The following is a 23,991-nucleotide window of genomic DNA, read 5'->3' on the forward strand; positions in this document are numbered from 1 at the left end:
TCTCCTTGAAGTGGTCGTGCCCGAACCGGTAGATTGAAATAAAGCCTGACACGACAGAACGAGCGGGAGCAAACCATGGATACCAAACGCTGGCAACTTCTGATATCCGGCCGCGTACAGGGGGTCTACTATCGCGCCTCCACGGAACAGAAGGCCTCTTCCCTGGGTTTGACGGGGTTCGCTCGCAATCTGCCCGATGGACGAGTTGAGATTGTGGCCGAAGGCCCGGAGGAACGCCTGGACGAACTCAGAACCTGGTGCGCCGAAGGCCCACCGGATGCGCGTGTGGATGCGGTGGATATTGCGCCGGAATCGCCAACCGGGGAATTCAGGGATTTCAGCGTGCGCTAAGCGATGCGCCTTAGCCAAAAGGTCATAGGCTTGGCGGTTTCTTCCGACTGGTCCACGTCTTTCCAGGTGTAGGTGGTAGCCAGCTCAGGTACCTTACGGTAGCCCCGGTTGTGCCAGAACTGGTCCAATGGCTGGTAGTCGGCCGGTCTGAGCGGATGATCTGCGGGCCGCTCTACTGCGCAGAAACAGCAGTGCGTGAAACGGCCCTGTTCCCGGGCATGGCCTTCCCGGTGGTCGAAGAAGGCCACTCCGATGCCCTGCCCCCGGTAATTCGGCAGCAGCACCGACTCACCGAAATAGAAGATCTTGTCTGGCTCATAACCCTGCTCGATGAACGGCCCTTTGAACTCGTCCGTTTCGTGGTCCATCGGGATGCCCGTGGCGGCGCCAATAACCGATTCGCCATCCAGGGCCAGCACGAAGAGACTCTCTGGCGAGCGGGCGTAGGTATCGAGGTACTTGCGCTCGTAGTCCATATCACCGTCGTACAGGTAGGGAAAATGGCGAAACACCTCGATCCTCAGGCGCGCGAGATCATCCAGGTATGTTTTTATTTGGTCACCGCTGAGCCGGCGTATTGAAACCGCCATAAACTACCCCCTGTCGAAAGGTCGGAGCATGCAAAAAGACAAGCCGTTTTCTCAAGCCTGCGAGAATAACAAAGCGCCGATTCTGGAAAAACTTGTCGAGCTTTTCAAACAGCCGGGCACCATTCTGGAAATCGGCACGGGCACTGGCCAGCACGCCGTTCACTTTGCCGCTCACCTACCCCACGTGGTTTGGCAGCCCACCGATCACCCTCAGAACGCCCAGCTTTCCCGGGCGTGGATCGACGATGCCCACCTTACAAATATCAACCCGCCCATTGCCCTGGAGGTATTGAACGGAGATTGGTCCAGCCTGCCCGCCATCGACGGCGCGTTCTCCGCCAATACGGCGCATATCATGGCCTGGGAAGAAGTGCAGGCAATGTTTCGCGGCCTCGCGGAGGCCCTACCCAGGGGCGCCATCTTCTGCCTCTATGGGCCTTTCAGCTATGGCGGTCGGCACACCAGTGAAAACAATGTACGGTTCGACCTGTCGCTTAGAACACAGGCGCCTCATATGGGAATACGGGATATGGAGGATCTTGAAGCTCTTGGTGAAGAAACCGGGCTGAAGCTTGAAAAGGATTTCGGGATGCCGGCTAATAATCGGTTGTTGGTTTGGAGAAAATCCTAGCTCGAACCCGGGAGGGTTCTTTCTACCCTGCCAATCGGCCAATAAAAAACCCCAGCATTTCTGCTGGGGTTTTGTATTGGCGGAGAGGGAGGGATTCGAACCCTCGAAACGCTATTAACGTTTACACACTTTCCAGGCGTGCGCCTTCAGCCACTCGGCCACCTCTCCAATAAACTGTTTCAAATCAGCAACGTCGTCGCTCATTTGAGGGCGCAAACTTTAATGGTTTTACGGGCGCTTGGCAACTCCCCCGGGGAAAATCGTCAAAAAAATTCGGGCGAGACGGGTTTTCTCTTTACCGGTTGAGCAGATTCAGGACTATCGTTAGTACAACGCCGAGTATAATCATTCAGTTTGTGGGGAGAGACTATCCATGCTGATGAAAGCCGAGCAATCGACGCTGTTGCTCATCGATGTTCAGGAAAAACTGATGCCCGCCATTAGCCATGGCGACGAGGTGGTGGACCGCTGCATCGTGCTGGCCACCATTGCCGGGCTCATGGAGGTTCCTGTGCTGGGCACCGAGCAGCTACCTGACAAGCTGGGGCATAACGTTGAAGCGGTCCGGGAGCTCTGCAACCAGACCCTGGCCAAGCACCATTTTGATGCCTGCCCCGATGGGCTCGTTGACCAGTTGCCGGAGGGCCGGCAGCACATTGTAATCGGTGGCTGCGAGACCCATGTGTGTATGATGCAGACCGCCCTTAGCCTGCTGGATGCAGGTTACAAGGTATGGGTGGTGGCCGATGCTATCGGCTCACGCAATGAGTTTGACCGGGACGTCGCTCTGGACCGCCTGAACGAGAGCGGCGCCAGGATTGTAACGCTTGAGATGGTGGCGTTTGAATGGATGCGTCATTGCAAACATCCGCAGTTCCGGAACATTCAGGCCCTGATCAAATAGAGGCATCCGGAAGGCTGGCGCCCACGTAACTAGTCACTTCAATTTCAGGTGGTTTTGAGGTTCGCAATGCTCAACATGGACTTTTCCAAGAAAGTCATCATCCGCACCGAAGAGCAGGATTGGGTGCCCAGCCCTGCCGGTGGTGTTTTGAGAAAGCCTCTTGCCCGCGAGGAAGCAGAGCGTGGTCATGCAACCAGTGTGGTCCGGTACGAGCCTGGTGCCTCCTTCAACCGGCATGAGCACCCCCTGGGCGAAGAGATCCTCGTTCTCGATGGGGTGTTTTCCGACGAGACCGGCGACTACCCGGCCGGCACTTATCTACGGAACCCGCCAGGCAGTGGACACGCCCCTTTCAGCAAGGAAGGCTGCACGCTGCTGGTCAAGCTGCATCAGTTCGACGAACGCGATGGATCAACTGTACGCATCGATACGCGCACTACGCCGTGGCTGCCCGGTATGGGAGGGCTTGAAGTGATGCCGCTGCACGAATTCGAGCACGAGCATGTGGCCCTGGTGAAGTGGCCGGCCAATGAGGTTTTCCAACCCCATCGGCACTTTGGCGGCGAGGAGATATTCGTGCTGTCCGGAGAGTTCTGCGATGAACATGGTCGATACCCGGCGGGCACCTGGATTCGGAGCCCCCACATGAGCCAGCATCACCCGTTCGTGGACAAGGAAACAATCATCTGGGTAAAAACCGGCCACCTGCCGATCGAGACGCCATAAAAAAGGGCCCCGAAGGGCCCTGAAGTGGTCAAGAGATCGCTGTGTGTTGCCAGTTCTGCCTGCTGAACGCGTCGTTGCTTGCACCGTCAGATGCCGTATTGAAGAGCTCTTCTTCACCGGCAGGTATTGCAAACACGTGGTACGCCTCAGGGCCAAATGGATCCAGTGCGGTATCGAGGTATTCGAAGCTGTCTGGCACTGGTTCGCCCGAATAAGCGACTCGGAACTGCCGCTCAAGGGTTGGTGTGGTTACGTTCAGGGGCTGCTCCACCCAGAGGTAGACGGCCTTATGGGGCACGATGTATTCGCTGCGCACCACCCTGTAACCCTCTTTGAGCGTGAGCGTGGTCGGCTCTTTGCCCGGTTCCAGACGGAATTTGTGGATGGTCTTCATAGCTACTGCTCCTCTTCGGGTTGCTGCCTTTCACAGCTCCATAATGGACAGGAACAGAGTTCGATAAAATAAGCTTTTGTGAGCTTTTAAGATCGATATTTTCGATGCAATCAGGCGTCACGATCACCCGTGTGAGCATCGACAATGGCACGGACGCCCTCATGGGCGGTTTTTCGGCCACGGGTGATGGCGAACAATTCATCCATGACGTCTTCAATTGAGGCAATCTGCTCTACCTCATACTGGCGGCAGACCTCCTCGCGGATTGAGGTTGGAGCAGCGAACACGCCATAGCCCTGGCTGCCAAATACCTTGATCAGGGCGCTGTCATCTACCCGGGCGACAAGTTTCATGCGAACCCCATTCAGGGAAAACCAGTTCATCAGTCGCTCGAAATAGGGTGCATCCGTGGCGTTGGCCAGCAACGGTTGGCCATTCAGGGATTCGGGAAACCCCTTTTTGAGCTTTCTTGCCAACTCTGGTGCGGCGAACAGGCTCATGCTGGATCCCGCCAGAGGGTGTACCGTGAGATTGCCGTCCTCCTGCAACCGTGGCACCCGGTCGGTCAGAACCAGATCCAGCTCCTTGCGTTTCAGGCTGAGCACGAGATCTTCGGTGCGCCCGGTCTGGCATTCAAGCTGGATGGACCGCTCGCCCGCCATCGCCGGCTGAAGCAGGTAGTAGGCAATCAGTTTGTGAATCGACGCGGAGACGCCGGCTCGCAGGGTCAGCGGGCGCTCGGAAGGATCAAGCCGCAGGGTTTCGGCAAGCTCACCGGTGAGGGCGAATATGTCGTCGGCGTAGCCGAGGATCAGCCGGCCGTAGTCTGTGAGGATCAGCTTGCGCCTTTCCCGGGAGAACAGGCGCCCACCCACTGAGGCTTCAAACGTCGCAAGCTGGCCACTGAGGGTCTGCGGCGCCAGTTCCAGGACTTCACTGGCTCGGGCGATCGAACCTTCCCGGCTGATCACCCAGAAATAGTAGAGATGGCGGAGGTTAAGCTGTTCCATTCCTTTGCCCTGCCCCCGATTCAGGATGGCCGCGGAATTTTGAGGATTTCACCGAAGGTGACGTATTCGCTTCCCCCGAGACGGCCGATCGGATCAATCGCAGCGCCATTGAAGGTCAGGCGATTCTTGTCATCGTAACGAGCTGCATCATCAGATACCCATACCCGGGTGACTTTTCCAAATACCAGTGACTGGGGCCCGGCACCGATTTCCTTGATGTCGTAGAGCTCGCAGGCAAAAGCCACGTGGCAGTCCTTGAGCCGAGGCAGGCTCGAGCCTTCAAAATCCACCAGCTCCAGATCAAGATTTTTCAGTTCGGATTCGCCATGGGGCAAGGTTCGCGAGGATTCTGTGACCGCCGCGGCGAGATCCCGGTGGGCGATGTGAATGACAAAATTCTTTCTCGCTTCAATGTTTACCCGGGTGTCTTTCGAAACGCCCTCCGCCGGTTTTTTACCAACGGAAATCATCAGCAACGGGGGATTGCTGGTGATCGGCGTAAAGAACGAGAACGGCGCCAGATTGTAGTCCCCATCCGGATTTTCACTCAGCACCCAGGCAACTGGCCTCGGAATCACTGTCTGGGTAAGGATGTGGTAGGCATCTTTCGGATCCATACCCTCGAAATCTATAAGCATCACTCTCTCCCGTTAACTGCAGCTTCGGGCGTTCGTTCGCGCAACAGCCACAAAGTCATCAATAACCCGTGAAGTATCAGGAAGGGTACGGCAACCATGACCAGACCGCCCCAGCCCAGCCAGCTCAGAATTGCGCCGGCAGACAGCGCCGCGGTCGCCTGGGAGCCAAAAACCATTATGTCGTTCAGGCCCTGGACGCGGAAGCGTTCGGCATCCCGATACCCCCGGGGCAGCAGCGTTGTGCCACCAACGAACAGGAAATTCCAGCCAACGCCGAGCAACAACAGCGCTGACATATAGTGGTGGAAGCTGACACCACTCGCGGCAAGGGCAATACAGCCCAGGTAGGCCAGCAGGCCCGCTGCCATCATCAGGGGAATGCCTACCACGCGTGTCAGCCAACCGCTGATCAGCGACGGAAGATACATGGCCATTATGTGGAGCTGGATCACCCGCTTGGCATCGTCGAGGTCGTGGCCGGCCATTTCGGTCATGCTCAGCGGCGTCGCCGTCATGATGAAACTCATCACCGCATAGCCAATGGCCGCGGCACTCATGGCAGCCCATATTAAAGGGTTCGCCATAATCTCCCGTAGGGGGCGCCCTCCTCCCGGCCTGGATTCCTGGACGCGCTCGGCCCCTGCCCGGTAACCGATAGCAAGAATCAACAAAGCCGCACCCTGGACGGCCGCCAGCGCGATCCAGCTGACCAGAAACGGGTATTGCTCCGCCGCGCCGCTGCCCAGACCCGCAACTTCCGGGCCGAGCCAGGCTGCCACCAGCCCACCCAGCAACACGCGAGCGGCAGCAGAACCCGCCATACCCGGCGCCACGGATTCCATGGCCGCAAACCGATATTGGTGAACCACCGCAAGCCCCGTACCACCGACCACGGCCGCAAGACAAAGAAGGGAAAACAGACCAGTCCAGGACGCAAGTCCTCCAATAAGACCTGCAACAATGCCCATGATGGCACCCAGCAGCATCACGCGTTTGCGCCCAATGCGCTCCATTAACCAGGTTGCCGGTTTGATAGCCAGAACGGTGCCTACGACCACCAGCCCGACGGGAAGTGTTGCGTACTCGGGCGCCGGGGCAAGCATTCTGCCCTGAATGCTGCCTATAAAAACGATAAAAGGCGCTGTGCACATGGCCAGCGCCTGAGCGGCAACCAGGACCCAGACATTGAGGGGCATGGATTATTTTTTCCTGTAGATGATTCCGGGGTGGCACTGCACCATCTCGTAGAGATGGGGCAAGCCGTTGAGCGATTCCGAGGCACCAAGAACCAGGTAGCCGCCCGGGTTCAGGGTGGCGTGCATCCGGGTGAGAATGTCTTTTTTCAGGTCCGCCGAAAAATAGATCAGAACGTTCCGGCACATCACAATATCGAACTTGCCCAGCATATAACGCTCAAGCAGGTTCAACTCCTTGAACTCCACCATGCTCTTGATCTGGGGTTTGATCTGCCAGCCACCGTTCAGGGACGGCGTGAAAAACTGCTTCTGGCGCTCTGGCGAGAGCCCCCGACCAATGGCAAGCATTTCATACTCGCCCTTGCGAGCCACATCAAGAACGCTTTTGGAGATATCCGTCGCGGTGATCTTTACATCCCGGAGCTTCCCGGGCCTCGACCGCCGAAACTCCTCGACGATCATGGCAATCGAATACGGCTCCTGGCCGGTTGAGCAGGCCGCAGACCAGATACGCAAAGGCTGCATCGAGTTGCGCTCTGCGAATTCGGGAAGCAGTTTCTCCTGAAGAATCCGGAAAGGGTGATTGTCACGGAACCACAGGGTTTCATTGGTTGTCATCGCATCGATGACAGTCTCTTTCAGACCGCCCCGCCCGGGGCGCTTAAGGCGCTCGAGCAGTTCACCCAGGGTATTCAGGCTGTTCTCTTCAAGAATCCTGCGCAACCGGCTTTTGACCAGGTACTGTTTATTATCGCCCAGTAAAATCCCACAGGCATCCTGCAGGAACGATTTGAAGGCTTCATATTCCTGTGGCGTTATTTCCGCTTTCATTGGGTCTCTGTTCTGAGTGAATCTTTGAGCGGCTCCATCAACCCTGGTCGATGATTTCCATCACCCGCTCTGCCAGCTCGTCCGGACTGAACTTTGCCATAAAGTCGTCGGCCCCGACCTTCTTTACCATGGCCTGGTTGAACACACCGCTGAGTGAGGTGTGAAGCATAACAAACATATCCGAAAGCGCCGGGTCCTCTTTCACCTTGGTGACGAGGGTGTAGCCATCCATTTCAGGCATCTCCACGTCCGAGATGATCAGGGAGAAGTGATCCTTGGCCCGGGAACCATCCGCAGTGATTTCCTTCAGATGTTCAATAGCCTGCTTGCCGTCGTTTTTCAGCACCACTTCCATGCCAATTGCGGTGAGACACCGCTGTATCTGGCGCCGGGCCACGGATGAATCATCGACCACCAGCACGGGCAGATGCCCCGGTACCCTATCCGCGCTCTTACTCAGAACGGCTTCGGTTACGTCCTCCCCAAGCGGAGAAACTTCTGAAAGAATCTTCTCTACATCAATGATTTCGATAAGCTTATCATCAATTTTCGTGACAGCGGTAAGATAGACATCCTTGCCGGCCCCTTTGGGTGGAGGCAGGATTTCTTCCCAGTTCATGTTCATGATTCGCTCGACACCGCTCACCAGGAAACCCTGCGTTTTGCGATTGTATTCAGTGATGATGACGAAGCTGGTGGAGAGCTCTTCTTGCGGGATACCGGGCAGACCGATTGCCATGCTCAGATCGATAATGGGGATAGTCTCACCCCGGCTATGGGCTACGCCTCGAACAACCGGCCGGCTGTTGGGCAGGGAGAACAGCTTCGGACACTGCAGAACCTCTTTCACCTTGAACACGTTGATCCCGTAGATCTGACGCCCCCTGAGACGGAAAAGAAGCAGCTCTAGGCGGTTCTTTCCGACCATCTGAGTGCGCTGGTTGACACTGTCCAAAACCCCTGCCATTTCGATTCTCCTGGCTTGCCGGAATTACAACGGCATATATCTTGCTGTTCACTGAATAATAGCCTGATCGACGGAAACCCGTCATATCAGGGGTGGGTCAGCCCATTTAACGGCCACTTTTACCGAATCCTTAGCCTGATTCGGGCTTTTCTGCCCTGTTGTTGACAGCATAGGACAAACTGATACGTATGCGCATCACGAATTTCGCCCTACTACTGCTAATGTCTGGCCTGAGCACGCCGCTCCTTGCTGGAACGACAGCTGAACAGATTCAGAAAGCAACCCTGGCGTTTCTGGACAGCTTTGCGTCTGAACAGGCCGAGCATGGCTACACCGTTTCCTTCGAACCCGGTTCCATCGACAGCCGCCTCGCTCTCGCCGAGTGCGAAAAGCCTTTGAGTGTAGAGTTCAGCGGGGATCCATGGAAAAGCACCAGCCCGTCGTTGCAGGTAGCCTGCGAAGGAACCCGCCCATGGCGAATGTTTGTTACCGCTTCAGTTTCTATCCATGGGCCAGCCCTGGTGGCAGCGAGGCCACTCACACGTGGAGAGCGAATAACCGAAGGGCTGCTTGCGAAGCAGTCTGTTGAAATCAATTCATCCAGACGTGGCGTGATTACCGACTCGAAGCAGGCGATTGGCATGGAAGTGCGGCGCGCAGTGAATGCCGGATCGCTCGTTACACCAGACATGCTTTCGGCCCCGAATGCGGTCGAACGAGGCGATCATGTTATCATCACCGCCAAAACCGGCGGATTTTCAGTACGTTCCCGGGGCAAAGCCCTGGCAAGCGCCAGCGTTGGCGAACAGGTTCTGGTTGAGAATCTGCGCTCATCGCGCACGATAAGAGCCAGCGTTGTCGCGCCGGGCCACGTGGAGATTCCGATGTGAGCCGCGTGCGGCAGAGGCTTGCCGGAGCGGCAAGTGAATGCCGCAAAACCGGTCGTAAAAGCAGATGAAAAAAAGTGCTAAAAGTACTAAAGGTTTTCGCGGCGCCGCCGTTAAGAAGACATAAACTCGAGTAAGCGCCGCATTCGTGGCGCGACAGGCAAGCAGGTACAGATATGTCAGTTGACTTAAATGGAATTGGCCCCGGCCAGGTCAACACCCAGAGAACCACGGCCGACAAAAGCTCCGGCGCACAGAATACCCAGCCGGCATCCAACGAACAGGCGAAGACACAGGCCCAGGGGGCCCGTGGTGAGAACGTCAGCCTGAGCAATCAGGCAAAGAATCTGAAGCAGCTCGAACAAAAGCTGGGCGATTATCCGGAAATGGATGACGACCGCATCGAGCAGATCCGTTCCGCCCTCGAAAATGGCACGTACAAGATTGACGCCGAGAAGCTGGCCCAGAAAATGCTTGAGATGGATGAAAGCATTTTCGGGTGAGTAGACCATGGCCGCAATTGATGATTTGAAGACCCTTCTTTCCCAGGATATCAGCCAGCTTGAAACACTGGCTGACGTTCTCGGCAAGGAAAAGACCTGCCTTGCGAATTCCGACCTCCGCCAGCTGGACGCCCTGACCAGAGAGAAGAACGATCTCCTCGGTGCAGTCCGCGAACGCGCCAAACAGAAAATCCGAACGCTCGTACAAATGGGATATCGCCCCGAAAGTGGCGAGCCTTCCCGCTTTATTCGCAGCGCCGGATTCTCGGATCTCTTCGAACTCTGGCAGGAAGCGGACCAGAAGCTGCGAACCTGTCAGACGCTGAACCAGACCAACGGTCGCGTAATCAGCCACTTGCAAAAGCGTTTGTCGAGGCTCACAGATATTTTCCGCGGCGCCACCGGCCAGCAAAAGCTGTACGGTGCACAGGGTCAGCAGACCACGGTATCAAGCAGCACGGTGCTCGCCAGCGCCTGAGCCCGGACGCATGGCTCTGCCGAGCCATGCTTTCCACTTCATCGGGTGTAGATGGTCATCTGGGAGTCGGGATGAAACCGGATGTCGTGAATGCTCACGTTGCCCATTGAAGCTCCCTGGCCTCCCGTAACCCGTATATTGTCCATCCGAATTTCCTCGATGCGCTCAGGGAACGCCAGCATCAGGGCGCCATCTTCTCTTACCCGATAACGTGGCTCCCCTTCACGATAATGCACACCGGAAATGCTGAGATCTGAATCCAGGAAGTTCAGAACCGGCACGAAGATATTGGCGGAAAGCTTGAGACCTTCAATAACATCTGCGGATGCCTCGGAGCCCTGCTCCCCATTTCCTGCGGGGTTCTCCGCCATCTTGCTGACAATACCAATGCGCTGCAGCAAGGTCGGATCGCCCTGACCGGAAATCGCCGCCAGCTCGGCTTCGCTCATGGGGGCAAGATTGCCTCTGTCATAAAGTTCGCCGGCTTCCAGTATTGCCTGTGACGCCTCGGCCGAATTGCTGGCCGCAAAGGTTACCAGGGGCTGGAATGGCAGCGTGACCGCTGTTACCAGGGCGGCAGCGTTGCGATAGCGGGACTGGTGCTTGAGGACACGGTGCAGCTCCTTCTCGCTGATCCAGCCCGCCTGGATAAATACCTCACCCAGGCGCTGTCCCGATTCGCGCTGAAGCCTGAGGCCTTCGTTAACCTGCCCCTCAGACAGATACCCACGATTGATAAGCAATCGCCCGAGGCGTGATTTCTCTTCAAATCCCTGACGGATTCTCACCCAGTGTCTCCTTTTAAACAGTGAAAACCGTACAACCCGGCCCGGCCAGTGTGATCCATGACTTCCGATATCGGGAAGGTTAGCCGATCACACAACAATGTGCGTGGATGCAGTGCCCGTTTTACCATCACCATCTGGTAAGATCTGGCACCTGATAACAGAATTCGCCGAATTGTCGCAGGAAACACACCTGCTAATAACACGGAGAACGGCTGCAAATGACAAACATGGTAAAGCCCCTGAAAACTGTGACACCCGTATTGCTTATGGCACTCGCCCTGCTCATGCCGACTGCCGCGGTGCAGGCGCAAACCAATGAGCAACTGGCCAGTGATCCTCTTCCGAAGGTCCGCATGGTGACCAGTGAAGGCGCTATCGAGCTTCAGCTTCGCCCGGATGTTGCGCCCGAAACGGTCGACAATTTCCTGCAGTACGCCGAAGACGGTTTTTTCGACGGCACCATCTTCCATCGGGTTATACCCGGGTTCATGATCCAGGGCGGCGGTTTCACCCGGGATCTCTCCCGCAAGTCCACTCGGGCCCCTATCCGCAATGAAGCGAAAGAGACACTGCCGAACCTTCGTGGAACCATTGCGATGGCTCGCACCAGTGCGCCTGATTCCGCCACGTCCCAGTTCTTTATCAACCTTTCCGACAACGGGTTCCTGAACGCCGGAGTTCGCGGCCCGGGTTATGCGGTTTTTGGCAAGGTGACCGAGGGCATGGGCGTTGTCGATGCCATTGCCCGCAAACAGACCACCCGGAAACAGGGGATGGCCGATGTGCCGGTTGAACCTGTGATCATCGAAACCGTCACCGTGGTCGACCCCGAAGGCTGACACCGTGGACCGTGCTCCCCTGCCGCCCGGAATAGAGCCCGCTGAACTGGCTTGGCACGACGGCGTCCCGGAGTCCATCCGGTTCGGCGATGTCTATTTCAGCCGCGACAATGGTCTCGAGGAAACACGCTACGTTTTCCTGCAACACAACCAGTTGCCCGAACGTTTCGCACAGATTCCCGAAGGCGGCAATTTCGTTATTGCCGAAAACGGCTTTGGAACCGGCCTGAACTTTCTCGCCGCCTGGCAAGCCTGGCAGCGACACGCTCCGGCCCATGCGGCGACGCTGCACTTCGTTTCCGTTGAACGTTTCCCCCTCACCCACGAGGACCTGGCCCGGGCCCTGGCACAGTGGCCCGAACTGGCTGCGCTGGCCGACGAACTGCTTCTGCATTACCCACCCCTGGTGCGTGGGGTACACAGGCTGGTCCTGGCCGGGGGGCAGGTTCGACTGACGCTATTTTTCGGCGACATTAACGACGCCTGGCAATCCCTGGATTTTCAAGCCGACGCCTGGTTTCTGGACGGGTTCGCTCCGTCCCGCAACCCGGATATGTGGCTGGAAAACATCATCAACAAGATCCGTGCACACAGCAGGCCGGGTACAACTCTGGCGACCTTTACCTCCGTTGGCCGGATTCGTCGGGCCTTGATGGGGGCCGGATTCCGGATGGAAAAAACCGCCGGATACGGTCGCAAACGGGATATGCTGAAAGGCGTTCTTGTCGCGGAGAACCCGGCACCCATCAAAACGGCTCCCACGGAACAACAGGAATCGATCGCAATAATCGGCGCAGGTGTTGCCGGCTGCGCACTGGCAAGAAACCTGGCAGACCGGGGCTACCCGGTAACACTGATCGACGCCCATGGCCCGGGTGCAGCGGCGTCCGGCAACGCCCAGGGCGCCCTGTATGTGAAGCTGGGCGTAGAGTTCAACGACCAGACCGAGCTGGCGCTCACAGCACTCTCGTTCGCGCAGCGTTTCTACCACAACTGGCGCGACCAGCACTGGCATCCGACCGGCCTGCTACAGCTGGCCCACAACTCCCAGGAAGCGGACCGGCAGCGGAGGTTTCTCCAAAGGAACGACTACCCCCGGAGTATCTTTTACCCGGTGACCCGGGAACAGGCCAGCGCCCTGACAGGCGTGCCAACGGAATCGGGCGGGCTCTGGTTCCCCGGCAGTGGCTGGCTCGAACCCGCAAACCTTTGCAAGGAACTGGCGAACCACCCGCTGATATCCACGGTGTTCCATAGCGAGGTCAACAATCTTCGGCGTTCGGACGGCACATGGAGCATTTCGACGGAAAACAACAGATCGATCACCGCTGACCGGGTGGTCATCTGCTCGGGCCATCTCAGCCCGGAGCTTATCCCGACAAAGGGTCGTTTCCGGTTGAAAGCCATTCGTGGCCAGGTTAGCCACCTGCCAGCGACAGCTCTCAGAGGCCCAACGGCCGTTATCTGTGGTAACCGGTATTTGAACCCTGCACTGGGCGAGTTTGCCGTAACCGGCGCAACCTTCGATCTACGTGATAACAACCCATTGCCCACCGTGGAAAGTCATAACGAGAACATCGACGAACTCGGCTCGATGCTGCCTGCGGTGTTTTCCGATGAAAGCGATGCGCTTCGCGGGGAGGAACTCAGTGGCCGGGTTGCCTTCCGATGCACCACCCATGACTACCAGCCGGTGGCCGGACCCGTTTTCGACGGCGAGAGCGGCGATCTCGATAGCCTTTACCTCCTTACTGGCCTTGGCAGCAAAGGACTGACCTACGCACCGCTCCTGGCCGAATATCTGGCTGACTTGCTCACCGGACAACCTCCCTGCCTTCCCGCGAACCTGGCCAAACGCCTTGAAACCCGACGCCTCTATCAGACGAATGTGGTGGTTTCGTAATAAACTCCAGCTGAAGTTTCCGGTCAGACTGCCGATAACCATCGAAATGGTGGCATAGTCACGGAGAGAACCCATGTCCATTTTTGTCAGCGAACCCGGCCGCCCGGTCGGAACCCGGCTACCGGAAACATTCCGGGCAAGGCCCGTGGGTGATGTTACAGAGCTGGCAGAAACCCAGAGCATCAATCCTGGCCGAAGTGAGGCAACGGACGCCGAGTTCCAGCAGGCCGCCAATGCCGGTCGCTACAAAGCACTGGAGGAATACGGCGCGGCGGCCGCTGGCGAGCGCCGTGAAGACCGCCCGTATCTGCCGGTATCCAGCATCTCGTCTCAAACCCTGTATTCCGTTCCGGCGTCTGCAACGATTTCTGAGGCTTTAACCGTCATGGACGAGCACCAGGTGCACCACCTTGTGATCATGGCGGACAACAACGTTGCCGGCCTTGTCGACCTGCGTTGGCTCCTGGGCTGGCTTCACGAGAATGAAGCCGATGCCATGAGCCAGAGCCTGGTTCACATCGAGTTGCCCGCCTTCCTGACAGCCTCACCCGAGACCGATGCCCACCAGCTTGCCAGACTTATGCTGGCCCACCAGCTCAATGCCGCCCTGGTGGTAGATGCGAAAGGCGCCGCCTCCGGAATTGTTACCAGCACGGACTACCTGCGACTCTACGCCAGCTCAGGCCGCCATCAGGGAACGGTGTAGCCCCCACGTTCCCTAATTCAGAGGCGTCAACAGTTCTCCCTCTGGACTGAAGAGAAGCACATACCAGTTGTTGCCTATTCGGGTTAATGCCGGTATTTCGTCATCCCGGTAGTTTTCCAGATCCAAGATCGCAGAGTCATCCGCTGCAAGCTGGTATCGCCAGTTGTTTCTGAATTCCGACTCTTCCTCTTCCGTCTCGGGTTCTGGAACCAGCGATACCCGGGCAGCGATGCCCTGCTCCATTCCGGACACCACACCGCCGCTGGCGAAGTCGCCGTTCGTGGTACCAGCCACAACCATGTCGCCATCGAAATCAGCCAACCCAAGAAATGCCTCGCTGGACTGATCGCCTTCGTCATTCAGGGTGAAGGCCCGACTGACATTCCCGGCGGCTGAATATCCCAGCAGGAACCCGGCAGCACTGGAAAGCGCCTCCCTCTCCAGAACGGGGTCTTCCTCGTCCTGCTCCAGCACAGAATAGGATCCATCACTGGCACCAATCAGCCAGAGCGTGCTACCGGTATACAGTCCGTTGGAAACCGGTTCATCGCCAGTGGTGCCAACCTGTTTGACATCAAGTTCGCTGGTGGCACTGGAGGCGTTAAAGAAGAAGGCATCAATGCCGCCGATGACTGAAGCGCCTTCCACAGATCCCGCGGCCGAACCAAACAACCCGGGGTTCACAGATTCTGTGCTGCCGCCGGCAACACGGTCATCGGCTGCTGAGCCGGCCTGGCGGGTCCAGGCAACCGCAGGCTGCTGCGTGTTGCCGTCCAGTTCAGTATCAATTCGCTGCAGGAAGCTGTCCCTGCCGCCCGATCCCTGCTGCTGATCAAACACACCTTCCGTTTCCCCGGCCAGGATGACATAGCCGGTGTCACGGTTGATTCCGGCCCAGCGAACCTGATCATCAGCATCCGTTCCGGTCCCGATGGTCCAGGTGGGAACGTATTCGCCACCGTTGGTGGCGGAATCAAACCAGTAAAGCGATGTCACTGAATCCAGGCGGCCCAGACCGGACGTTCCCGCCACCGACTGATCGGTGCTGTAGGCCACGACAAATTCGAACCGGTCTACCTTGGTCCCACCCTCGGTCACCTTCCGCTGCACCACGTTTATGACCGGATCCGGAGCGCTCAGGCTGTCGCTCGCAGAGGATATGTCAACCTGCTGCAACTGAGTGCCTCGTTGGTCAAAAATCCGCACCAGCACCCGGTCGTTATCCTGGGTGTCGTAGCCGGCAACGAACAGCCTGCCGTCATGGCCCATCGAGATGTCTGTGGCCACAAAGCCGTCGCCAGGGTTCAGAGCAAGCGGAGACGTCAGCTCGTTGAGGCTGACCCGGATCAGGTTTTCAGCCTCCGCCCGGGCATAATCCTCTCGACCGGCCTGGAAGTTCTCGTTGAGGCCCAGCAGGATAAACCGGTCACTGAAGGCCGGGTTGGCATAGCCAGCCTCCGGTACCCGAATCCGGAAAGGCACTTCATCGGTCCCTTCTGGAAAAATCAGTTCGTCATTCTCAACCCAGTTTCCGTCTTCCAGTCGCTCGATAACGAACTCGGATTCGAGACGTGCGGTGGAGTCTTCGGTGTGGCTCAGCTTCGCAAAAATATCCCGGTCTCTGTCTCCAGAGAGTCTCGCGACGTATTCGCGCACAGCACCCACGTTCAGCGTATCCCTGCCGCCACCGTTTACAGTTTCCAGCGACAGAACCGGCTCGTTGTCCTGAATGGACAAATTGGTAACGACACCACCGTTACCGCTGCCAAGACCGGCCAGACCGGATCGCACTTCTGTCAGTGCCAGGCGAAGGGACTCGACGGGCTCGGCAAAGCTGTCCTCGACCACCTCCAATGGCAGATAACACTCGGTAATACCCGGCTCAAGTGTGATCACGCCGCGCGTATAGAAGCCCTGTTCGTCAAGCTCATAGTCGATATAGCCCAGCTCGCTTTCCCCCGTCTCATCGCGAGGCAATGAACTGTTGCTGCCCAACCCGACAATGTCCGTGCCGAGGATCGCATCTCCCGCATTGGAGGCACTGTGATCGCAGTTCTGGTGTGGAGGCGAGAATCCGACGTCGCAACTGGATGCGTCATAGTCAGACAAAAGCTCAAAAGCTACCGCTACCTGGGTTACCGACGGTTGATCCAGGGTAACCTTGACGAAGACGCGGCGCGTCGGAAGTGTCAGCTCCCTGGTACCGGATACGGAGCCGTCATCGTTGTAGAGATTAATGGTAACGCTGTGCTCACCCTCGGTTTCAAGATCGGGCAAGGTGCATTGTTCGCGGTTACTGGCAGGGATTTCCGGGCTTTCACCTTCCGTAAACGGCTCTGCATCCAGAGACATTACATTGTATTTCACGTCAATATCGAACGGCTGGGCGCCGGCCATGCGGCCGTCGGTTGTTACCAGATTGATGCCTTCGGTCTTGCCCAGGTCCGCCTCTCCTCGACTACCGCCGGTGAGACCGGGGACACCGCGCATAATGATGCCCTGGCGAGCCTTGTTACTGGTGTCCTCGAGCGCCAGCCAGGACGGCGCATTGGTCAGGGAATAATCAAGGATATCTTCGCCACCGTAGGCCCCGAAGTTGTAGGAGTATTCAACACCGAGATAGGCGAACACTGGGGGTACGCCAAGGATTGTGGGCTGGTCGGGATCCTTTTCCGTCTTGCACGCAGCAAGCCCCAGTGAAAGCAGGGCCAGAACGGCAAGTTGGCGAACAGGATGAATGCGGGAGTGAAAATCGGCGCCCATGAAAAAATCCGTTTCTATCGTTGTTGTTATGGTAGCGACCGCCCGGATGAAACATGAACACCGGGCGGTTTACACACCGTTACAGAACAACGCCATGGTAGCCAATTTGATACGCAGGGGATCTGCGCGAGTTCTCAGATTCGGTTAGCCCGCGCCCTGGCCGTGCTCTTCCAGCAACGCCACCAGCCCGGCTTCATCAAGAACAGGTACCTCTAACTGTTCAGCCTTGGCCAGTTTGGAACCGGCGGCCTCGCCAGCCACCACGCAGGCCGTCTTTTTAGAAACGCTTCCGGCCACCTTGGCTCCAAGGGATTCCAGCTTCTCTTTGGCTTCGTCCCGTGTCATTCCGGAAAGCGTACCGGTCAGCACCCAGGTCTGGCCTTTCAGAGGCTTCTCTCCCTCCCGGACTTCCTCTTCCTGCCACCTCACACCGGCTTCACGCAGGGCATCCAGGGTTTCGCGATTGTGGGTCTGCTCGAAAAAGCTACAGATATGACCCGCAACGATCGGCCCGACATCCGGAACCGTTTGAAGGCTCTCTTCATCCGCTGCAGCAATGGCCTCCAGAGTTCCGAAGTGGCCCGCCAGGGCTTTAGCGGTGGCCTCCCCCACCTCCCGGATGCCAAGGGCATAAAGGAACCGCCAGAGCACGGGGTTTCTGGCCCGATCAATGGCAGCCACCAGATTGGCCGCCGACTTTTCTCCCATTCGCTCAAGTTTCACCAGGTCGTCGGTGGTCAGGCGATACAGATCGGCAACGGTTTCCACCATGCCCTGATCCACCATGATATCTATCCACTTGTCTCCAAGGCCCTCAATATCGAGGGCTTTGCGGGAGGCATAGTGGCGAATGGCTTCCTTTCGCTGCGCGGGGCAGAACAGGCCCCCAGAGCAGCGGGCAACGGCTTCACCTTCGATCTGGATAACATCCGAGTCGCACACCGGGCACTGTCGGGGCAATTCTACTTCCCGGGCGCCTGAGGGGCGTTTTTCGGCCACCACTTTGACTACCTGCGGAATCACATCTCCGGCGCGGCGAATGAACACGGTATCGCCGATATGAACATCCAGTCGGCGAATTTCGTCCATGTTATGGAGGGTGGCGTTGCTCACCGTTACACCGCCCACGAACACGGGTTTTAACCTCGCAACCGGGGTAACCGCGCCAGTACGACCGACCTGGAATTCCACGTCCTCGATAACCGTGAGTTCCTCCTGAGCCGGAAACTTCTGGGCAATCGCCCAACGAGGGGCCCGGGATACAAAACCCAGGGCCTTTTGCTGGTCAAGCCGGTTCACCTTGAAGACGATACCGTCGATTTCGTAGGGGAGTCCGTCCCGTTTGTCCATCAGCGCGCTGTAGGCTTCGAGGCATTCCTCCGCGCCCTTGGCCTTGCGCATCTCGGGATTAATACGGAAACCCCAGCTCTGGACTCTCTTGAGCCCCTCCCACTGGGTATCCGGCAAGAGGCTTTCGTCGGTTACCGCAACGCTGTAGGCGCACATTTCGAGAGGGCGTCTGGCGGTTACTGTCGATTTTTTCTGCCGGAGGCTGCCGGCCGCCGCATTACGGGGATTAACGAAGGTCTTCTCGCCACGCTCCGCCAGGCGGCGATTAAGCTGCTCGAAACCGTCCTTCGGCATGTAGACTTCGCCGCGGACCTCCACCAGATCGGGCACGTCGTCGCCACGGAGCTTCAGCGGCACCGAGGGAATGGTTCGGATATTGGCGGTTATGTCCTCCCCGGAATAGCCATCCCCCCGGGTGGCGGCGGTCGTCAGGGCGCCATTCTCGTAGTGCAGGCTCACCGCCAGCCCGTCCAGCTTCGGTTCACAGACATACTCCACGTCCTCAGTGATACCGAGCCGATCTTTTACCCGCCGGTCAAAGTCACGAAGTTCGTCCTCGCTGAACGCATTATCCAGCGACAGCATGGGCAGCCTGTGCACTACCTCCTCAAAGCTGGTTTCCGCGGCGCTGCCAACCCGCCGCGTGGGCGACGTGTCCGAAGCCAACTCCGGATAATCGGTTTCCAGGCCCTGCAATTCCCGGAACAACCGGTCGTATTCCGCATCGGGAACACGCGGGTCATCCAGCACGTAATAGCGGTAGTTATGGTCATCAATCGCCGAACGGAGTTCTTCAACACGCTGAATGATGTCGGGCGTGGCTTTGCTCATGGACTGGCACTCTCGTCTCTCAAAAAAATGCCCGGAACAAACCGGGCATCTGGCCTTCTTTTACCGCCTGGTTTCAGACTCGCTGGGAACGTTGCTTGCGCTCGAACTCCCGAATCCTCTGGCGGCAGTGCTCGATTGTCTGAGGGGTCATCACGCTCCGGCGCTCATCCTTAAGCTCGCCGCCAAGGTTACGAACCACGGCCTGGGCTGTCTCAAGCATGAAGTCAAACGCCTGCAGCGCATTGGTGGGCCCGGGCATACTCATGAAGAAACTGATACCGGGCGTGGCCAGGGTCGGCATATCGCCCGGCTTGAACGTGCCGGGTTCCACGGCATTGGCAACACTGAACTGGACCGGGCTGGTGGTATCGGACTCCTCGTGCCGGTGATAAATGTCCATATCACCATGCTCCAGACCACAGGCTTCGAACAACTTCTTCAGGGCCACCCCCTTGAAGTCTTCACCGCTCTTGGCCAGGACATTGATCACAATCACTTCCCGGGCCTCAGGGCGATTCGCACCTGCCAGCGGCTGACCACTGACCGCTCGGGAAGGTTCACGCCGTGCCGTATCTTCCTCTACTTCGGTTGTTACCGTAGGCGGGACTGCTTCCGCCTCATCTTCGATGGCCCCCCAACCTGATTCGAGCTCGGTTTCTTCGGGCTCATGACTGGACAACCTGAAATCGGGATCCGACTCAACGGGTTCATCGTGATACCCGGCAGCCGGCTCGCTTTCCGGCTCCGGATGCAGATCCGGTTCTGGCGACTCCCGATGTTCTTCCCTGGCAGCAGCTGTTACCGGGCGGGTCGGTTTGGGTTTCGGAGAACCAAATCGGCTGGGCTTTTCACGCTTTACATAGCCACGTTCTTCGAGTGTGTCGCGGGAGATGGTTCGTGCGCCGCCGTTGGGCAACTCCGGGTTGTACTCGTCATCGAGTGGCGAATCCTCGAGCTCATCGGCGCCCATGCCCGATGAGATTGCCATGGATTCCTTCCGGGCACGCCGCATGCGGCGCACGCCATCAATGACAATGCCGATAATAACCAGGGTACCGATGGCAATTAACCATTCCCTAAGTGACATAGTGCTGCTGTCCTGTTTGCAGATCCCGTAACGTTGCTACTCTAAGAAAAGCCCGTAATGAATACAACGCACACCCGGGCCAGATGGCGTTTTTGTCATGGTTGCCCGATTTCTGACCAGCCTCAAGCCTCCGCCAGCGCCGCAGCCTCGTCCACGTCCACCGACACCAGGCGCGAGCAACCCGGTTCATGCATGGTTACCCCCATCAACTGATCCGCCATCTCCATGGCAATCTTGTTGTGGGTAATGTAGATGAACTGAACCTGTTTCGACATTTCCTTGACCATGTTGGCATAGCGACCCACGTTGGCATCATCCAGCGGCGCATCTACCTCATCCAGCATACAGAAGGGTGCCGGGTTCAGCTGGAAAATCGAAAAAACCAGGGCGATAGCCGTGAGGGCCTTTTCACCACCTGACAACAGGTGGATGGTGCTGTTCTTCTTGCCGGGCGGCCTGGCCATGATCGCAACGCCGGTTTCAAGAAGATCCTCGCCGGTTAGCTCCAGATAGGCGTTACCGCCTCCGAAAACCTTCGGGAACAGCGCCTGCAGACCGCCGTTCACCTGGTCAAAGGTTTCCTTGAAGCGTTGCCGGGTTTCCCGGTCAATCTTCCGTATGGCGTTGTCCAGTGTTTCCAGGGCTTCCATCAGGTCTTCATGCTGGGAATCCAGGTAGGTCTTGCGCTCACTCTGAACCTGATATTCCTCGATGGCCGCCAGGTTAATCGCGCCCAGGCGCTGAATTCGGTTGCCGATTCGCTCCAGTTCGTCTGCCCAGTCTTTTTCATTCGCACCCTCGGGCAACTGGGCGAGGATATCCTGAAGTTTTACGTCCAGCTCCTTGAGCTGATCGACATGGTTCCCGGAACGGATTTCCAGGGCCTGGGACTCCATTTTCAGTTTTTCGAGTCGGGACCGGACTTCCTGAATGCGATGATCGGTTCCGCTTCTGCCCTGTTCCTTTTCCCGCACTTCCCGATCAATCTCTTCCAGCGCGTCGCGAGCAGCGCCCAGCTTTTCCTCTTCCGCCAATCGCCGGTCCAGCAGCCCTTCGAGCTGCATCTGCAGGTCTTCGATGGGCTCTTCGGCGCTTTCCCGGGACTCCCTCAGAATCTCCAGGCGCTCGTCGATACGCTCCTTCTGCAACTGCATCCGATCAATCGTCTGCCTGAGGCCGTCACGTTGACTGTGCAGGGTCTGCAGCTGGAGCTGCAGCTGATGCGCGTGGTCGCGGTCGTGCCGGGCCTCCTGGCGAAGCCGATCCAGGCTTTCGCGCAAGGTATCGCGCTGCTCAAGCAACCGCTCTTTCTCTTCATCGCTGTCTTCGGTGGAAGCCAGCGCCAGTTGCCAGTCTTCCCGGGCATCCTGAAGACTCTCTTTCTGGCCCTCGAGGTTTTCGGACACGTCCTGGATATCGTCCCGGATTCGCTGCAGACGGGCATCAATCTGCTCGGCACGTGCTCGTAGGCCGCTGACCCTGGACGCCAGGGTGCTCAGTTCACGATCTGCCTCGCTCAGACGGGTCTGGGCCTCATCCCGGGCTGCTTCCGAACGCTCTGCCCGTTCCTGGAGCTCTTCCAGCCGTTCGGTAGCCGCCTCCAGCGACTCCTCCGCCTCGGCCAGTTGCGCGGTCAGTTCGGTCACCTTCTTCTGCCGCTCAATCACCCCGACCTGGCCGGCGTCAGAGTCCGGCATCAGGACCCACTCCCGGGATATCCAGACGCCCTGGGGTGTCATCAGGCTTTGACCGTCCCGAAGCCCCGATCGCATACCCATGGCGTCAGAGACGGTTTCCACGGTATCAATGCCGCGAAGCAGCGAGGCGATTCCCGGCACGCCGGATACCTTGGCCGCCAACCCGGAACGCTCACTGCCATCTGTGGCTTCTGCCTCCACCAGCGCCAAGCCCTTTGGCGCTTCTTTCATGGCGGATGAGAGCTGATCAATATCGGGAAGGCAGAGACCCTGGGTAAAACGCCCGATAACCTGTTCGACAGCAAACTCCCAGCCATCGGTAATCTGAAGCTGGCTGGCCACCCGGGGCATATCGCTGAGGGCGTTCTGTGACAGCCAGGATTGCAGAACATCATCCCCGGCCCCCATCTGCTCATCCAGAAGGGATTGCTGGGACTCCAGGGACGCACGAAGGCTCTGCACCCGTTGGCGTTCTTCAGAGAGCGCCTGCTCGGCATCACGCTGTTGCTGCCGGGCTTCGTAGAGCTCGTCCTGAACTGAAGCAATCCGTTCGGCCGCCTCTTCGCGCTTCAGCTCCAGCGTTTCCTGCTGTTCCAGCAGCTCTTCGAGCTCGGCGCGGTCCATCTGACCTTCCAGCAATTCCTGTTCGTCCTGAAGCTTGCGTTGGCGGGCCAGCAGTTGCTCAATGGCATCCTCAAGCGAGCGGATTCTGGACTGGGCCAGCTCTGCCTGGCGCCGCGCGTCCGATGAACGGGCACTGAAGTCTTCCCACTGGTGCTGCCAGTCACTCATTGCGTCTTCGGCCTGCTGCAACTTCTCACCAGACTCCTCGGAGCGAATTGCCAGCGCTTCCTGCTCCGGCTCCATCATGTCGAGTTCTTCCTGGATTCCCGCAAGCTTGTCCTCATCCTGCTCCAGCTCGCGGGCCAGTTCTCTCTGGTTCGCCATGGCCTGGTCCAGCTCCGCCGCCATTTGCCGGCTGCGTTCACGCTGGTGTTCGAGGCTCTGCTCAATACGGGCGATATCGGCCCCGGCTTCGTAATAGCGTGCCTGTGCCCGGTTGAAATGCTCGGTCCGTTCCTGGTGATTGTCGCGCAGGGATTCCAGGGAGGTCTCCAGGCTGACCCGCTCGGTGAGGTATTTCTCAAGCTCGAGCTCGGTATCCCGGATCTTGCCTCGCCAGGCTTGCAAGTCATTGTCGAGGGATTGCCAGCGCAGCACCGTCAGTTCGGCTTTTTTCTGGCGCTCTTCCTGCTTGTAGGCCTTGTACTTCTCGGCTGCGGCTGCCTGACGCTCCAGGTGTTGCAGTTGGCGGCCCAGCTCTTCCCTCAAATCGGTCAGACGCTCCAGGTTTTCCTGGGTCCGGCGGATACGGTTCTCCGTTTCCCGGCGCCGCTCCTTGTATTTTGAAATGCCGGCCGCTTCTTCAATATAGATCCGAAGCTCTTCCGGTTTGGCCTCAATCAGCCGGGAAATCATGCCCTGTTCAATGATGGCATAGCTCCGCGGGCCGAGACCGGTGCCGAGGAACAGGTCTGTAATGTCGCGACGCCGGCACTTGGAGCCATTCAGGAAATATTCGGACTGCCCTTCCCGGGAAACGCGGCGGCGAACGGAGATTTCGTTGAATTTCACGAATTCACCGGGCGCGGAACCATCGCTGTTATCAAACACCAGTTCGATAGAGGCCTGTCCCACAGGCTTTCTTGCACTGGAACCATTGAAAATAACGTCTGTCATGGATTCGCCGCGCAGGTACTTGGCGGAGCTCTCGCCCATGACCCAACGCACCGCATCGATGATGTTTGACTTGCCGCACCCATTGGGGCCGACCACGGCCGTCATGTTGGAGGGGAACGGAACCGTGGTGGGATCTACGAACGATTTGAAGCCGGACAGTTTGATGGACTTCAGACGCATA

Annotated in this window: 22 protein-coding genes and 1 tRNA gene; 10 read left to right on the forward strand and 13 right to left on the reverse strand. The window is 58.0% G+C overall.

The annotated features are described in order from the left end of the window. Positions 1 to 75: 75 nt before the first annotated feature. Positions 76 to 351, forward strand: coding sequence for an acylphosphatase (locus tag AC13DD_RS18120; protein WP_421863158.1), 276 nt, complete (start codon positions 76 to 78; stop codon positions 349 to 351). Here AC13DD_RS18120 and AC13DD_RS18125 read toward each other — a convergent pair. After that, the gene (locus tag AC13DD_RS18125) at positions 348 to 941 is read right to left on the reverse strand and encodes a GNAT family N-acetyltransferase (protein ID WP_482931558.1); all 594 of its coding nucleotides are present in this window, start codon (positions 939 to 941) and stop codon (positions 348 to 350) included. The genes AC13DD_RS18120 and AC13DD_RS18125 overlap by 4 nt on opposite strands. Positions 942 to 969: 28 nt before the next feature. Here AC13DD_RS18125 and AC13DD_RS18130 point away from each other — a divergent pair, with 28 nt between their 5' ends. Then, entirely contained in the window at positions 970 to 1,572 is a 603-nt protein-coding gene (locus AC13DD_RS18130) for a DUF938 domain-containing protein (RefSeq protein WP_014576950.1), read from the forward strand. 77 nt (positions 1,573 to 1,649) lie between these two features. Here the strand turns inward: AC13DD_RS18130 and AC13DD_RS18135 are convergent. Then, a tRNA-Ser gene (locus AC13DD_RS18135) sits at positions 1,650 to 1,740 on the reverse strand. Between the two features lie 205 nt (positions 1,741 to 1,945). Between AC13DD_RS18135 and AC13DD_RS18140 the strand changes: the two genes are divergently transcribed. Both AC13DD_RS18140 and AC13DD_RS18145 read left to right on the forward strand, forming a co-directional pair. Continuing rightward, a complete protein-coding gene (locus AC13DD_RS18140) occupies positions 1,946 to 2,476 on the forward strand; it encodes an isochorismatase family protein (protein ID WP_273069332.1) in 531 nt (176 codons plus the stop codon). A gap of 66 nt (positions 2,477 to 2,542) precedes the next feature. Further along, positions 2,543 to 3,202: a cupin domain-containing protein gene (locus AC13DD_RS18145; protein ID WP_482931559.1), complete on the forward strand. Its 660-nt coding sequence runs from the start codon at positions 2,543 to 2,545 to the stop codon at positions 3,200 to 3,202. Positions 3,203 to 3,230: 28 nt separating this feature from the next. On the opposite strand, the gene AC13DD_RS18150 is transcribed toward AC13DD_RS18145, so the two are convergent. The 6 genes from AC13DD_RS18150 to AC13DD_RS18175 all read right to left on the reverse strand — a co-directional run bounded on the left by AC13DD_RS18150 (position 3,231) and on the right by AC13DD_RS18175 (position 8,238). Beyond that, a complete protein-coding gene (locus tag AC13DD_RS18150) occupies positions 3,231 to 3,596 on the reverse strand; it encodes a DUF7352 domain-containing protein (protein WP_014576948.1) in 366 nt (121 codons plus the stop codon). Positions 3,597 to 3,706: 110 nt separating this feature from the next. Further along, on the reverse strand, positions 3,707 to 4,606 hold the full coding sequence (locus AC13DD_RS18155; protein ID WP_014576947.1) for a LysR family transcriptional regulator: 900 nt from the start codon (positions 4,604 to 4,606) through the stop codon (positions 3,707 to 3,709). A gap of 20 nt (positions 4,607 to 4,626) precedes the next feature. Then, positions 4,627 to 5,244, reverse strand: a complete 618-nt coding sequence (locus tag AC13DD_RS18160) for a flavin reductase family protein (protein ID WP_273069330.1) — start codon at positions 5,242 to 5,244, stop codon at positions 4,627 to 4,629. Next, positions 5,244 to 6,440, reverse strand: a complete 1,197-nt coding sequence (locus AC13DD_RS18165) for an MFS transporter (RefSeq protein WP_482931560.1) — start codon at positions 6,438 to 6,440, stop codon at positions 5,244 to 5,246. Before AC13DD_RS18165 ends, AC13DD_RS18160 begins: the two co-directional genes overlap by 1 nt. A gap of 3 nt (positions 6,441 to 6,443) precedes the next feature. Then, a complete protein-coding gene (locus AC13DD_RS18170) occupies positions 6,444 to 7,271 on the reverse strand; it encodes a CheR family methyltransferase (protein WP_482931561.1) in 828 nt (275 codons plus the stop codon). 37 nt (positions 7,272 to 7,308) lie between these two features. Continuing rightward, positions 7,309 to 8,238 carry a chemotaxis protein CheV gene (locus tag AC13DD_RS18175; RefSeq protein ID WP_008174434.1) on the reverse strand — a complete coding sequence of 310 codons (930 nt, stop codon included), beginning with the start codon at positions 8,236 to 8,238 and terminating at the stop codon, positions 7,309 to 7,311. 188 nt (positions 8,239 to 8,426) lie between these two features. On the opposite strand from AC13DD_RS18175, the gene flgA reads away from it, so the two are divergent. From flgA to AC13DD_RS18190, 3 genes are all read left to right on the forward strand, one after another. Then, entirely contained in the window at positions 8,427 to 9,128 is a 702-nt protein-coding gene (flgA, locus tag AC13DD_RS18180) for a flagellar basal body P-ring formation chaperone FlgA (protein ID WP_008174432.1), read from the forward strand. Between the two features lie 173 nt (positions 9,129 to 9,301). Next, the gene (gene flgM, locus AC13DD_RS18185; RefSeq protein ID WP_008174429.1) at positions 9,302 to 9,628 is read left to right on the forward strand and encodes a flagellar biosynthesis anti-sigma factor FlgM; all 327 of its coding nucleotides are present in this window, start codon (positions 9,302 to 9,304) and stop codon (positions 9,626 to 9,628) included. Positions 9,629 to 9,635: 7 nt separating this feature from the next. Next, a complete protein-coding gene (locus AC13DD_RS18190; RefSeq protein WP_008174427.1) occupies positions 9,636 to 10,106 on the forward strand; it encodes a flagella synthesis protein FlgN in 471 nt (156 codons plus the stop codon). A gap of 38 nt (positions 10,107 to 10,144) precedes the next feature. Here AC13DD_RS18190 and AC13DD_RS18195 read toward each other — a convergent pair whose 3' ends face one another. Continuing rightward, positions 10,145 to 10,894, reverse strand: coding sequence for a cyclic di-GMP-binding domain-containing protein, MshE-related (locus tag AC13DD_RS18195; protein ID WP_053115040.1), 750 nt, complete (start codon positions 10,892 to 10,894; stop codon positions 10,145 to 10,147). A 227-nt stretch (positions 10,895 to 11,121) separates the two neighbouring features. On the opposite strand from AC13DD_RS18195, the gene AC13DD_RS18200 reads away from it, so the two are divergent. From AC13DD_RS18200 to AC13DD_RS18210, 3 genes are all read left to right on the forward strand, one after another. Further along, positions 11,122 to 11,733, forward strand: a complete 612-nt coding sequence (locus AC13DD_RS18200) for a peptidylprolyl isomerase (protein WP_413540230.1) — start codon at positions 11,122 to 11,124, stop codon at positions 11,731 to 11,733. A gap of 4 nt (positions 11,734 to 11,737) precedes the next feature. After that, positions 11,738 to 13,636, forward strand: a complete 1,899-nt coding sequence (gene mnmC / locus AC13DD_RS18205) for a bifunctional tRNA (5-methylaminomethyl-2-thiouridine)(34)-methyltransferase MnmC2/FAD-dependent 5-carboxymethylaminomethyl-2-thiouridine(34) oxidoreductase MnmC1 (RefSeq protein WP_008174420.1) — start codon at positions 11,738 to 11,740, stop codon at positions 13,634 to 13,636. Between the two features lie 73 nt (positions 13,637 to 13,709). Then, positions 13,710 to 14,342, forward strand: coding sequence for a CBS domain-containing protein (locus tag AC13DD_RS18210; RefSeq protein WP_008174418.1), 633 nt, complete (start codon positions 13,710 to 13,712; stop codon positions 14,340 to 14,342). A gap of 12 nt (positions 14,343 to 14,354) precedes the next feature. Here the strand turns inward: AC13DD_RS18210 and AC13DD_RS18215 are convergent, their stop codons facing one another. From AC13DD_RS18215 to smc, 4 genes are all read right to left on the reverse strand, one after another. Continuing rightward, a complete protein-coding gene (locus tag AC13DD_RS18215; protein ID WP_273069323.1) occupies positions 14,355 to 17,105 on the reverse strand; it encodes a hypothetical protein in 2,751 nt (916 codons plus the stop codon). A 144-nt stretch (positions 17,106 to 17,249) separates the two neighbouring features. After that, entirely contained in the window at positions 17,250 to 19,286 is a 2,037-nt protein-coding gene (ligA, locus tag AC13DD_RS18220) for an NAD-dependent DNA ligase LigA (RefSeq protein WP_273069321.1), read from the reverse strand. A gap of 73 nt (positions 19,287 to 19,359) precedes the next feature. Next, positions 19,360 to 20,373, reverse strand: a complete 1,014-nt coding sequence (zipA, locus tag AC13DD_RS18225) for a cell division protein ZipA (RefSeq protein ID WP_092032889.1) — start codon at positions 20,371 to 20,373, stop codon at positions 19,360 to 19,362. A gap of 122 nt (positions 20,374 to 20,495) precedes the next feature. Continuing rightward, the gene (gene smc, locus AC13DD_RS18230; RefSeq protein ID WP_482931562.1) at positions 20,496 to 23,990 is read right to left on the reverse strand and encodes a chromosome segregation protein SMC; all 3,495 of its coding nucleotides are present in this window, start codon (positions 23,988 to 23,990) and stop codon (positions 20,496 to 20,498) included. Between the last annotated feature and the right edge of the window lies 1 nt (position 23,991).

This window comes from Marinobacter sp. L-13, from assembly GCF_056857715.1.